This window comes from Eggerthia catenaformis OT 569 = DSM 20559, from assembly GCF_000340375.1.
Classification (GTDB): domain Bacteria; phylum Bacillota_I; class Bacilli_A; order Erysipelotrichales; family Coprobacillaceae; genus Eggerthia; species Eggerthia catenaformis.
The window spans coordinates 249364-263611 of record NZ_KB446646.1 but is presented as its reverse complement, the minus strand read 5'-3'; the positions used below and the strand labels follow the sequence as shown (position 1 = coordinate 263611).

Here is a 14248-nt window from a genome sequence, read left to right as displayed (position 1 = left end):
TTAAAAATCCCTAATTGAAGTCACCGAATTTCAATCTCTTTTTTTTCTAACTTATTAACCTGTATTCTTGTCATTTTCAAAGCTTTTAGCTTCTTCTGTTTTTTCTCCTCTCTCCTTGCCTTATATCTATCCCCAACGGCTCGGTTTTAGTATATATTTTTAATTTAAACTCTGTTTAATTAATCTTTCTTTTCTTTCTAGTGATAATATTTGTAAGGATTATAAAAAACAAAGCAAATAATAAGAGAATCAGTATATTGATTAAAAGAGGGTAGATTGTTTGCAGATTAACGGTTTCTATTTTACTTAATAATTCATTACTGTTAATAAAGTAATAAGATGGCAGAATATGTGCTATTTTTAAGACATTCTCCGGTAATAATCTGACCGGTACAAATGCTCCGCATAAGAAACTTGATCCCAATGCCACAACATTAACAACACCATTAATGACATTCTTATTAAAGACGATCTGTCCTATAAAAAAGGCAATTGCAGTCGCAGTAAAAGTAAAGATAAATGAATTGAGTATATATAATAGGCCGGATAAACTTAACATAACTTTACCTAATATCATCATACTCATACCCACATAGATAAGCCAGATCATAAAAGCAAACAAACAGTTAGATAAAAGAAGCTGTCTATTAAATGTCTTATAATTGATACTGCTGATTAATATCCTTTTTCGTACTTCCGGTTTCTTAAAGCCATAAATTATCAGAGAAATAACATAAATCAGACAAGCTAATATACTATAGCTGGCAAAGTTATAATAAAAACTTACCTGTGAGAGCTTATCGGTATCTATTTTAGAAATTATATTAACTTTTGAGGTTTTTGATAATGTTTCATTAATATTTTTAATTAATTCTTTTTCATCAGTTATACTTTTAGCATAAATATCAGCAGTTTTTAAATATCTTGTCAGTATTAGCTTTGCTAATGAAGCCTGGTAATCATTTGTACTTTTTACTGACAGTTCTAAATGATGTCCTTTCATAAACTCCTGATGATATCCTTTTGGAATATAAGCAACATAATTAATTTCACGATAAAATAATCCATCATTAATGGCTTTTTCATCATCTTTAAGATGAACTATATGACAATGCTTAGATAAATAATTTATTAAGTTCTTAGTCATTCCCTTATTCTGATCTCTATTCACAATCATAACATCAGGCTTGCTTGACTGAAAGACAGTATTAGGATTACTTGAACGAGCATTAAGTACACCAAAAACAATTAATAAAACTGTATAAAGCAAGATAATCATTTTATTTTTATTAATAATCTTGAGAAATGCTTTAAATACTGTCATATTTCTGTCTCCTTAAAACGATAATAGAGATAATAATAAGAATAAGTGAAAAAGCCAATAAACTCATCAGATTAAAGAAGAAGCGATGTAATGTATCATAATAGTATAATGAATAAAAGCCATCTGTAATCATACCTGCCGGATTTAACATATTAATAATAGGAATATTCTTATCAATAAAGTACTTTGTAGTCACTCCCATCATACCTGCAAAAAAGCATCCTAACATTGTAACTGATATTTGCAGAGATGATTTAAAACTGCTGTTTCCTTTAGAAACAACCGCAATAGCCATTCCTAAAGAAAGACCTGCCAGACTGCCGGCAATACTTAATAAGACAATAAGTCCAAGATTACTTCCATAATTAACCTTTAAAACAAAGATTGTATAGACAAATAAGAGTAATAATCCTGTTAATTGAGTAATATAACCGGCAAACAGGCTACTTAATAATAGCCCGGCTTTCTTAACAGGCGCAATCGCAATTCTTTTTCCTTGAGATGACATCTGAGGAAGATTATTATCTAACGAAGCAATGACTAATGAACCTCCCATTAGACATGACATAGCAATTAAAGAATAGAATTCAATAACTATATAGCTTAAATTCTTTTTTGATTTATCTTTAATCTTCACATCAGTATGAATAAGACTTTGAACCTTATGACTAATCTTTTGATAATCAATCTGATAATGACCTGAAGATATTTCTTTTTCAATCTCTTTCTTAGAGAGATTCTTAACTATATTATAAGTCTGAGATACTTCTTCTGTTACATATTTGAATATTGTTTCATTAATACCGCTGCTTTTAAAAGTCAGCCGAGGATCATCATTAATAAGATTAAGATAACCTATAATCCTATCATCTTTTAACAACTGTTCAGCTTGATCTTTGGTTGTATAATCAATAATAAATAATCTATTCTTACTATTTTTATTACTCATTTCTTTAAATGAATCTTTAAATAAAGTATTCTGATTGAAATCTTTATTATTAATAATCGCAATATGAATAAGATTAAGTTTTTCTCCTTTTTCTATATTAGAAAAAGCCATACTGAAAAATGTTGCAAGAATAATAGGAAAAGAGAAAATCCAGAAAATCAGTATTTTATTTCTAAAAAGGATTTTTAAAGAGTATTTAAAATGATGGATAAACATTAATCACGTAATTCCTTTCCTGTTAATTCAAGAAATACATCATTGAGTGTTGGTCTTTCTGAATAAATTTTATCATAATGAATACTCTCTTTATTTAAAAACTTAATCAGATCAGCAAGATTCGTTTGTCCCTTTTTATATGTAATAAATAAAGTATGTTCTTTATAGTCTGCATTATCTACATTATCAAGATTCTTTATTTTAGCAAACAATTCCTGATTTAAATCTCTTATTTCAACAGATATTTTTTCTTCTATACGAGCTAATGACTTTAATTCATCATTTGTACCGGAAGCAATAATCGTTCCTTTATCTAAAATAATAATACGATCACAAAGCATTTCCACTTCTTCCATATAATGTGTTGTATAAACAATCGTTGCTCCCTGATCTCTTAATTTTTTTATTCCTTCTAAGATATTATTTCTGCTTTGCGGATCAACCGCAACAGTCGGTTCATCTAAGAATATCAGCTGAGGCTTATGAGCAATACCACAGGCTATATTTAATCTTCTTAATAAACCTCCGGATAATTTCTTAGGATAGAATTTTTTAAAATCTTCCAGTCCTGTTAATTCTATTGCCTGCTGAACAAGTTGTTTTCTCTTGGCTTTATCTTTAATATATAAACCACAAAAGAAATCAATATTCTCTTCGGCTGTTAATTCTTCAAAAACAGAAATATCCTGAAAAATGACTCCTATTTTTGATTTTAAATCATAACTATCAGGAGTCATTTCCTGATTAAATATCTTAATCATTCCTTGACTATAATTTAATAAAGATAAAAGACAATTGATTGTGGTTGATTTACCGCTTCCATTAGGTCCTAGCAAGCCTAGTATTTCTCCCTGATGAACTACAAAAGATAAATCATCAATTGCCTTTAATTCCTTATAGTTTTTAGTTCATTTTTTACTTCAATAATATTTATCTAAAGTTTTAATGTCTATATTCTGACCATTTTTTTGTTTTTAATCGTAAAAGATAAAGAAAACCTCTCCCTGTTAATTCTAAAGCCATTCCAATCCAAACTCCTCTTAATCCAAGTATCGGTGCTAAAAAATAAGCTAAAGGCAATCTGATCAGCCACATACTCATAAAGTTTATTATTGTAGGCATAAGGGTATCACCAATACCTCTAAAGATTCCTGTCCCTACAATTGCAGCAGCAAAAAGAGGCTCAGCAAAAGCTTCTATTCTTAATACCGATACTCCTAATTCTCTAATAGCAGGATCAGGAGACATTAAACCGATCATTAATGGAGCAAAAATATACATAAGAATACCCATTAATGTCATTATGATCATACCAAAAACTATAACAACCCATCCTAGTCTTTTGGCAAGCTCGGATCTTTTTGCTCCAATACTTTGTCCAATTATTGTAGAGGCTGCTGATGCAATACCAAAGCCGGGCATATAACATAATCCTTCTGCAGTTACTGAAAAAGAATTGGCAGCAATCGCAATATTACCTAATGGTGATATGATTCTTGTGGATATAATCTGTGCTCCATTTAAAGCAATCTGTTCTAAGATAACCGGTAAAGCTATCTTAACCGCATTTTCAAAATAGTAATAATGGAAAACTGTCTTTTCATCTTTGCGATGATGAAGTATCTCACTTTTAAATAAAAGATAGTAAAGAAGACATAAAGAAATAATAATCTGTGAAAGAGCTGTTCCTAAGCCGGCTCCTAAAACACCAAGATTAAAGCCCGGTAAAAAAGCAAAAGTACCTTGAGGAAAAATAAAGACAGCATTAAAAAGAATATTTAAGAGACACATAAAAACATTTAAGACTCCCGGTATCTTCATATTTCCACTGGATTGAAGCATACCACTGCATGTAACTGAAAGCTCCTGAAAAGGAATTGCAAGTGAAAAGACCAGAAAATAAAGAGATGCCTGATGAATAATATCTTTATTTCCTCCTAGCCATATTGGCAGATAAGGTGCAATTAACACTGAAATAAGGCATATTAAGCAAGAAAAGATCATTGCTGATAAGAGTCCCGCCTTAACAAGATTTCTGGCTTCTTTGTTTTCTTTTGCTCCAATATGATGAGCGATCTGAACACTAAATCCTAATGATACAGCCAAAAGAAGTCCTCCTATTAGCCATGTTGTTGTTGAAACAAGACCGATAGATGCTGATGCTTTAGCACCCAGTCTTCCTGCCATTGAAGCATCAGCATATTCCATAACTACTACGGTAATCTGAGAAAGAATAGCCGGTATACTTAAATAAATTGTAAGTAAAAGAGAATCTTTTGTATTAAAAGAATCTCCATTTCGTAATTTTTCTAATAAATGATTCATTTTATCACCAAGAAAAGTATATATAATTTGAGTCCCTATGAAAAGACAGAATGTTAGATATTCTGTCCTTTCTTTAAACAATATATTTCACCTATAATACCCGCTATAATAAATATTATAGATATAAGCTGCGCTGTTCTCAATGATCCGATCATCAGTGAGTCAGTACGCATTCCTTCCACAAAGAATCTGACTATGCCATAACCTATAAAATAAGCAAAAAACTGCATTCCTTTCTTTGATGCAAAATGTCTGATAATAAGAACAATAATAAGAAATACAATTATATTACCCATAGATTCATAGAGAAATGTCGGATGATGGTAAGCTCCATCAATATACATATGAGAGATAATAAAGTTAGGAAGGTGTAAAGATTTTAAGAATTCTAATGAACATACACCGCCAAAAGCTTCCTGATTAAAGAAATTTCCCCATCTTCCACAAGCTTGTGCTATTAATACTCCCGGTAAAATAGCATCCCCTGCTACTAAAAAAGGAATATTTTTCTTCTTAAAATAATAGTAAGAATAGATGAGTCCGGTAAATAGTCCCCCCTGAATGGCTAGACCGCCATGCCAGATCGCAAAAATTTCTAGAGGATTTTGAAGATAAGATTCTTTAAACATAAAGATGACATACCATATTCTAGCTCCTATTATCCCTATAACTAAAACTGATACAAAATAATCAGATAAGATATCTTTACTATACCCTAACTGTTTAAAACGATATTGTCCTAATAAATAAGCAAATATTGCTCCTAAAAGAATAAGTAATGCATAATAACGAATACTCATATTGCCTATTTTAAGAAATGTTGAAAAATCCGGAAATAAATACATTAGTTCTCCTTTTTGCTTTGAATATTTTCAAGCACTCTATTTACAAATTCTTTAGATGAATCAAATCCTGTTGATTTTAACTGCATATTCATAACAGCCGCTTCAATAATAGCTGCCATGCTTCTTCCTCCGGTTACCGGAACAACCATTTTAGGAATAGAAACACCTAAAATTTCTTCTGTATTATCATCTGCTTCAAGACCTATTCTTGCATATTCACGACTTGGAAGCCATCTTTCTAATTGAATAATCAATTCTACCTGATCCTTATCTAAAACACAGCCTGCACCAAACATCTTCCCTACATCAATAATACCAATACCTCTGATTTCTAAAAGATTCTTTAATACAGTCGGTGCTCTTCCCTGTAATCCTGTACCAATATGATAAATCTCTACCGCATCATCAGCAATTAAAAGATGTCCTTTTTTTATTAATTCTAAAGCAATTTCAGATTTACCTATACCGGAATCCCCTCTGATAATAACACCTTTCCCATAAATATTTAAAAAGACTCCATGCATTAATGTATCTTCTGCTAAATATTCATCCAGTTTTCCTGTTAAGCCAATAGATATTCTGCCTGTCGGCTGATCTGTTTCAAAAACAGGAAAATTACGTTTGATAGCTATATTCTTTAATATATCCGGTGTTTTATAACCTTTCGCAATAATAATACAAGGTGTTTCATCATTAACAAGTTTAGAGAAACAGGCAAGCTGGGCTTCAGCTGACATTTCCTGTATAAAAGCATTCTCTTTTTCACCAAGAAGAATTATCCTTCTAAAGTCTGAATGCTTAAAAAAGCCTGCCAATTCAAAACCGGGTCTATTTATTTCAGCTACAAAGACTTCTCTTTCCATTGATTCTTCATCACCGGTAATACGTGTATAGCTACCTTCTGATAAGATTTTTTTTAATTGTATACTTTTCCCCATAGCTTCTCTCCTATAGTAAATCTTTTAAGAATGCTCCGGTTCGGCTTTCTTTGCATTGTGCAACTTTTTCCGGAGTTCCTGATACGACTATTGTACCACCGGCGTCTCCGCCTTCCAACCCTAAATCAATAATATGATCAGCAACTTTAATAACATCTAGATTATGTTCAATAATAAGAACTGTATCCCCTCCATCAACAATAGTCTGTAAGACATTAATCAGTCGTGAAACATCATCACTATGTAAGCCGGTTGTTGGTTCATCAAGAATATAAAGAGTCTTTCCGGTAGCTCTTTTCTGAAGTTCTGAAGCCAATTTAACACGCTGCGCTTCTCCTCCGGATAGAGTTGTTGATGACTGACCCAGCTTAATATAACCTAATCCTACATCATAAAGTGCTTTAACTTTATTATAGATACGAGGCAGATTTTCAAAGAATTCTAATGATTCTTCAATAGTCATTTCTAATACATCATAGATATTCTTTCCTTTATAGGTAACTTGTAAAGTTTCCTCATTATATCTTTTTCCATCACATTCTTCACAAGGTACATAAACATCCGGAAGAAAATGCATAGAGATTCGTTTGACTCCATCTCCCTGACATGCTTCACATCTTCCCCCCTTAACATTAAAGGAAAATCTTCCTTTATCATAACCTCTGATTTTAGCTTCCGGAGTTTTAGAAAAAAGATCTCTGATATCATCAAAGACACCGGTATAAGTTACCGGATTAGAACGTGGTGTTCGTCCAATCGGTTCTTGTGATACTTCTATCACTTTATCAATATTCTCAATACCTTTAATTGATTTAAAAACACCCGGCTTTTCTTTAGACTTATAGATTTCCGCTTTTAATGCACGACAAAGAATATCATTAACTAAAGTAGACTTACCGCTCCCTGATACTCCTGTCACTACAATAAACTCTCCTAAAGGAAACTTAACATTAATATTTTTTAAATTATGTTCTTTGGCTCCCTTCACTTCTAAATATAAGCCATTTCCTTTACGTCTTTTTAATGGAACAGATATTTTCTTTCTGCCGGATAAATAAGCTCCTGTAATGGAATTCTGATTAGCCATAATTTCCTGTGGTGTTCCCACTGCTACAACTTCTCCGCCATGAACACCTGCTCCCGGTCCAATATCAACAATATAATCAGAAGATCTCATCGTATCTTCGTCATGTTCAACCACAATAACTGTATTCCCCAAATCTCTCATTTCACATAAAGTTTTTATTAATTTTTCATTATCTCTCTGATGAAGTCCAATAGAAGGCTCATCAAGAACATATAAGACACCTGTTAACCGAGATCCAATCTGAGTAGCCAGTCTGATTCGCTGAGCCTCTCCTCCGGAAAGTCCTCCTGCTCTTCTCGATAAAGTCAAATAACCTAATCCTACATTATGAAGAAAAGTTAAACGATCTCTGATTTCCTTAATTATTAATCTGGCAATCTTTTCTTCCATAATAGAAAGCTTTAAATCTTTAATAAAACTTAATGCCTGATCAATCGACATATCTGTAAATTCAGCAATATTCTTGCCTCCTATCTGTACTGCCAGAACCATTTCATTAAGTCTTTTTCCCCGGCAGGATGGACAAGTATGCTCACTCATAAAGCTGGCATAATATTCTTTTGCCCATGAAGATGTCGTTTCCTGATATCTTCTTTCTATTAATGTTTTAACTCCTTCTATAAAACGGGTTGTTTTAGATATATTACCGCTAGAGGAAATAATCTCATAACTGATAGGTTCTTTTGAACCATAAAAAATAATATCCTTTTCTTTCTTTGTAAAGTCTTTTAATGGCTTATCATAATCAATATGATAGTAATCTAATAATTTACAATATGTCTGCCACTCAATACGATCAGTCCCTATAGATGTTTTAAAATATCGAATCCCGCCCTGATTAATAGACAGATTCCAATCAGGAATTAACAGATCATCATCTACTTCTTCTTTAATACCTAATCCTTTACAGTCAGGACATGCTCCTAAAGGATTATTAAAAGAAAACAGACGAGGTTCTAATTTTGGAACACTGAAGCCACAGATTGGGCAAGCCTGATTTTCAGAGAAAAGCCTCTCTGTTTTTTTAGTCAGATTCTCTACTATACATTCTCCTCCGGCTAATTTTAAGGCTGTTTCTAAAGAATCCGATAATCTGGTATGATAGCCTTCTTTTTTTATAATTCTATCCACAACAACATCAATAGTATGTTTTTTATTTTTTTCAAGGATTATATCATCTTCTAAAAGATGCATTTCACCATCTACTTTTACTCTGATAAATCCATCTTTTAATAATTGTTCAAATAAATCTTTATGTGTTCCTTTTTGATTCATTGCTTTTCTGGCAAGAATCTGCAGTCTATCTCCTTCATCATATTCATCAACAATATGAATCATCTGCTTAATAGTTTGAGCTTCAATTAAAATATGATGATTAGGACAATAAGCATGTCCTATACGAGCATACAACAATCTTAAATAATCAAATATTTCAGTCACTGTTCCTACGGTAGAACGAGGATTATTAGAAGTTGTCTTCTGATCTATCGCAATGGCCGGAGAAAGTCCATCAATACTATCTACATCCGGCTTTTCCATACCTCCTAGAAACTGTCTGGCATAAGCACTTAATGATTCTACATAACGTCTTTGTCCTTCAGCATAAATTGTATCAAAGGCAAGAGATGTCTTACCGCTTCCTGATAATCCTGTCATGATCACCAGCTTATCTTTAGGGATTGTAAGATTAATATTCTTAAGATTATTAACTCTGGCTCCCTTTATTTCAATAAGATTTTTTGACATCTTTTTCCAGCCTCCTTAAAATAGTCTCTTTTCTCATACCGCTTAGCTGATAATTATAGGCATCATGAATAAGCTTCTTATATAAATGATGATCAGTAAAGCCACTATTAATCAGATCAGCTCCGCCAATAATAGGTTTCTCTGCCTTATCGCCATAATGAACCTTCATAAGACTCATATATAATTCAAAATCTAAGATTCCCTTATAAGATAAATATCCTCTTCCCAGTTTATCACATTTAGTAATAAGAATAAGATCATTAAGAGGGCATTTATTCTCAATATGCTTTAATAATTTCTTATATTTTATAGGTCTGGAATGACCATTAAACAATTGCATGAGGCGCATATGATAGTAAATGAGAGTTCTTACATATAATCGTCTTCTTTTGGAAAGAATCAATTTTACATCATGATTAAAAATATCTGCTCCCACTTCAGCATGACGATAGGCATGTCCTTCCTGATCAGTCACTGCCGGCTTACCAATATCATGAAGCAATGATCCCCACATAAATCCTAACGGATCAGCTGCTTTACTCTTAACTAAAGCAGCTATATCTATTACCAGCATCGTATGATTCCATACATCACCTTCAGGATGATAATCAGGTCTCTGATAACATCCTATAAGATTTTTTAAATAATCAGGTAAAGCATTAATATCTTTTAAAAACGCAAAGCCTAAAGATGGTCTTGAAGACATAAGAATCTTATCATATTCTTCATTAATTCTCTCTAAACTTAATTCTTCCAGCATATAATCTTTAACCATCTCTCGACATAAAGCTAATGTTTTATGACTAGCTTTAAATTCTAAACGAGAAATAAACGAAGCAGCTCTTAAGACTCTTAAAGGATCTTCAATAAATGTATGTGAATCTACAATCTCTAATATTCCATTTTTAATATCCTCTATACCACCATGAAAATCTTTAATAGTTTCATTAAAATAATCATACATCAAAGCATTACAAGTAAAATCTCTTCTGGAAGAAGCCTGCTCTAAAGATAAATCAGGTTCTACAATAATATCAAAATCCTGATGTCTATTCCCTGTTTTTTTCTCTTTTCTTGGTAAAGCAAATTCTACATTTGGCAAAGTACTCAAATGCGTTACCGCAAAGCTTTCACCGAAAGTTAGGACTGCTCCATAAGATGAGAGAATATCTGTAAGATCACGATAAGATAAATGATAGATTTCTACATCAATATCCTTACTTTCTCTTTTCATGATATGATCTCTGACAAACCCTCCTACCAGATAAACTTCACCGCCATGATCATGAATATCTCTAAATATTGTATCTGCCAGCTTAGGTACTGTGATTTTAGTATTCATTTTTGATGTCCTCTATCATATCTCTTAATTCCATAGCTCTTTCAAAATCTAAAGATTTTGCTGCATCTTTCATTTGTTTTTCTAATTCAATAAGCAGTTGTTCACGTGCTTTTTTAGAAGCCTTTTTACCTTTTTGAACAAGCTTAGCTGCTTCATCTACAAAGTTCTGTCCATGAATAGCTTCTCGGATTTCTTTTCTAATGGTCTTTGGTGTTATATGATGTTCCTCATTATATGCCTGCTGAATCTGTCTTCTTCTGTTTGTTTCTTCAATAGCCGATGTCATTGAATCAGTCATTACATCAGCATACATAATAACCTTGCCATTCGCATTTCTGGCAGCACGTCCAATTGTCTGAATCATTGAGCGATAACTTCTTAAGAAGCCTTCTTTGTCTGCATCTAAAATACATACCAAGGAAACTTCCGGTAAATCTAATCCTTCTCTTAATAGATTAATACCTACTAATACATCATATTTTCCTAATCTTAAATCTCTTAAGATTTCTGTTCTTTCTAAAGTTTTTGTTTCTGAATGAAGATAAGCTGTTTTCAGTCCAAATTCTTTTAAATAATCAGTTAAATCTTCAGCCATTCTCTTAGTTAATGTAGTAATTAAGACTCTTTCATCTTTTTCAATACGATCCTGTATTTCATTAATAATATCATCTATCTGATCTTTAATAGGTCTTACCTCAATAGCCGGATCTAATAATCCTGTCGGTCTAATAATCTGCTCAGTAACATGATTATTTACTTTTTCAAGTTCATAATCTCCCGGTGTCGCTGATACATAAATAGACTGAGGTACAAGTTTTTCAAATTCATCAAACTGTAATGGTCTATTATCTAAAGCACTTGGTAACCTAAAACCATATTCTACTAAAGTACTCTTACGGCTGCGATCCCCATTATACATTCCTCTAATCTGAGGAAGCATAACATGTGATTCATCCACAACCAGTAAAAAATCATCAGGAAAATAATCTAATAAACAATAAGGTCTTTCACCCGGATTTCTGCCATCAATATGTCTGGCATAGTTCTCTATGCCGGGACATATACCTACTTCTCTTAGCATTTCAATATCGTGTCTAGTCCGCTGATCTAAGCGTTCATACTCTAACGGCTTACCTGATTCTTGATAGTAATTTAAGCGATCATCTAATTCTTCACTGATAGTCTGACAAGCTTTCAGCATATTTGCTTTATTAGTAACATATTCATCAGCCGGATAAATTGTATAGGTATTATAAGAAGCTAATGTTTTACCTGTCAGTGGGTCAATTTCAGTAATACGATCAACTTCATCACCAAACATTTCTATTCTTAATATATAGCTTTGTGAATGTCCCGGTACTATTTCTACAGTATCACCACGTACTCTAAAAGTTCCTTTACTTTGCTCAATATCATTTCTAGTATATTGACGATCTACTAAATAACCTAATAATTCATTACGATCAATAGTCTGTCCAATACGTAAAGAAAAAATCATTTCTTTATAACTCTCAGGATTTCCTAGTCCATAAATAGAAGCAACCGATGCAACTACTATTACATCTTTTCTTTCTAATAAAGAATTCATAGCACTGGCACGTAGCATTTCTATTTCATAATTAGTTTGTGAATTCTTATCAATATATGTATCACTCTTTGGAATATAGGCTTCCGGCTGATAAAAATCAAAGTTTGAAATAAAGTATTCTACTCGATTATAAGGAAAGAATTCTTTCAGTTCTGAATAAAGCTGTCCAGCTAATGTTTTATTATGACTTAATACAAGAGTCGGCTTATTAACTCTGGCAATCACATTCGCAAAAGTAAATGTTTTACCGGTACCCGTACCGCCAAGCAAGACCTGATGTCTCTTTCCACCGATGATTCCTGATACCAGTTCTTCAATAGCTTCCGGCTGATCTCCCATAGGCTGAAATTCAGATACTAATTCAAACTTATCCATTATTTTCCTCCACTAGCTTTGATGCCTTTAAATAAGCAGGATCTTTTGACTGATCACTTAAATATAAAGCATAAGCACTTAATAAATAGTTTTGTACCTCATTTGTATAAGTTCCCGTAGATTGAAGATGATAATCTGTCTGAAACTTCTTTAATGCTTCAGAGGCTTCTTTAGAAAAGTATCCATCTGTTCTCTTAGGCTGATAGCCTAATCCTTCTAACATAATTTCCATAGACTTAATATGATCATTAACCTGATCATAAGTAAATGTTCCTTTAAATGATGATATCTCAAGCTTACTGATAGAATTTGACTTCATTTCAATATCCGGCTTAATTCCTTCTTTATCAATACTCTTTCCTTTAGCTGTATACCATTTTGCATACGTATACTTTAAGACTCCGCCATCAGGTAAAGTTACTTGTGTCTGTGCTGTTCCTTTACCATAAGTTTTTTCACCTATCAGCTGATATCCTTTAATTTCCTGAAGTTGTGAAGCGATCAATTCAGCAGCTGAAGCAGTATTTCCATTTACAAGAATATATCCTTTATTAAAAGAATATTCTTCTTCAGTAATATCTATATACTTTGTTTCCTTATTATCCTTATTTTTTAAAGAGAATAATACTTGTCCTTTCTTATTAAATAAATCAAGAATGTTTTTAGCAGCATCAACATATCCTCCGCCATTATTTCTTAAATCAATAATCAGCTGATGGCATTGACTTGCTTTAAATATCTGTAATGCTTTTTTTACCTCTTTGTCTGTATTAGAACCAATTGTCGTGATATTAAGATATCCATAAGCAATATTATTAATCTTTTTCACTTCATAAAAAACATCTGTATCTAAAGCTTTTCTTGTAACTTTCAGATTCAAAGTCTGAGATTCTCTTTTAACTGTTAGTACTACTGTGGTATTTTCTTTTCCTCTAATAAGGTTTTTAATTTTATCAGCTGTCTGTTCTTTTAAAGAAACTCCATCTGCCTGAATAATAAGATCTCCCGGCTTAATTCCTGCCTTTGAAGCCGGTGACTGATGAAATACTCTAGTCACAAAAGCTCCTTCATCCCTTTTCATAAACTCTACACCTATTCCTACAAAATCACCATCAATAGAATCATAAAAATCCTTTTTTTCCTGAGGACCTAAATAAGAGGTATGTTCATCCCCCAATTCATTCACAAGACCCTTAATAATTCTTTCAGATAAAGATATTTTTTTATTAGAAGTATCGTACCAGTTATTATGGATAGTTTTAACAATCTGATTAAGTGTCTCATCATTTATATGAGCAGGAGTAGGGCGGGATAATCCTGAAGTAATAAAATGTCCTCCTGCTGAGCCGATAATCAAACAAATGATACAGCAGACTATAAATGCCTGTAAGCTTATATTTCTCTTTCTTAATGGTTTCATAATTCTTTCCTCGATATGGTGTATTTTATCATATTCAGGACTTAAGTTAAAGGAAAAGACCTTAAACAAAAAAGAGGTTCCTAGGAACCTCTT

The 14248-nt window shown here is 32.3% G+C and carries 10 protein-coding genes; all 10 read right to left on the bottom strand.

Annotation, left to right across the window (positions count from 1 at the left end):
* Positions 1-175: 175 nt before the first annotated feature.
* A complete protein-coding gene (locus HMPREF9943_RS01220; RefSeq protein WP_004801281.1) occupies positions 176-1324 on the bottom strand; it encodes an ABC transporter permease in 1149 nt (382 codons plus the stop codon).
* Entirely contained in the window at positions 1311-2489 is a 1179-nt protein-coding gene (locus HMPREF9943_RS01215; protein WP_004801279.1) for an ABC transporter permease, read from the bottom strand. The genes HMPREF9943_RS01220 and HMPREF9943_RS01215 overlap by 14 nt, the downstream gene beginning before the upstream one ends.
* Positions 2489-3325: an ABC transporter ATP-binding protein gene (locus HMPREF9943_RS01210; protein ID WP_004801278.1), complete on the bottom strand. Its 837-nt coding sequence runs from the start codon at positions 3323-3325 to the stop codon at positions 2489-2491. Before HMPREF9943_RS01210 ends, HMPREF9943_RS01215 begins: the two co-directional genes overlap by 1 nt.
* A 106-nt stretch (positions 3326-3431) precedes the next feature.
* Positions 3432-4814: an MATE family efflux transporter gene (locus tag HMPREF9943_RS01205; protein WP_040402505.1), complete on the bottom strand. Its 1383-nt coding sequence runs from the start codon at positions 4812-4814 to the stop codon at positions 3432-3434.
* Positions 4815-4867: 53 nt separating this feature from the next.
* The gene (gene lgt / locus HMPREF9943_RS01200; protein WP_004801274.1) at positions 4868-5659 is read right to left on the bottom strand and encodes a prolipoprotein diacylglyceryl transferase; all 792 of its coding nucleotides are present in this window, start codon (positions 5657-5659) and stop codon (positions 4868-4870) included.
* Positions 5659-6597 (bottom strand): HPr(Ser) kinase/phosphatase, encoded by a 939-nt coding sequence (gene hprK / locus HMPREF9943_RS01195; RefSeq protein ID WP_004801273.1) that lies wholly within the window; start codon positions 6595-6597, stop codon positions 5659-5661. The genes lgt and hprK overlap by 1 nt, the downstream gene beginning before the upstream one ends.
* Positions 6598-6607: 10 nt before the next feature.
* A complete protein-coding gene (gene uvrA, locus HMPREF9943_RS01190; RefSeq protein WP_004801271.1) occupies positions 6608-9430 on the bottom strand; it encodes an excinuclease ABC subunit UvrA in 2823 nt (940 codons plus the stop codon).
* Positions 9411-10772 (bottom strand): CCA tRNA nucleotidyltransferase, encoded by a 1362-nt coding sequence (locus HMPREF9943_RS01185; RefSeq protein ID WP_004801270.1) that lies wholly within the window; start codon positions 10770-10772, stop codon positions 9411-9413. Before HMPREF9943_RS01185 ends, uvrA begins: the two co-directional genes overlap by 20 nt.
* Entirely contained in the window at positions 10762-12735 is a 1974-nt protein-coding gene (gene uvrB, locus HMPREF9943_RS01180) for an excinuclease ABC subunit UvrB (RefSeq protein WP_004801267.1), read from the bottom strand. The genes HMPREF9943_RS01185 and uvrB overlap by 11 nt, the downstream gene beginning before the upstream one ends.
* Positions 12728-14155: a S41 family peptidase gene (locus tag HMPREF9943_RS01175; RefSeq protein WP_004801265.1), complete on the bottom strand. Its 1428-nt coding sequence runs from the start codon at positions 14153-14155 to the stop codon at positions 12728-12730. The genes uvrB and HMPREF9943_RS01175 overlap by 8 nt, the downstream gene beginning before the upstream one ends.
* Positions 14156-14248 lie beyond the last annotated feature (93 nt).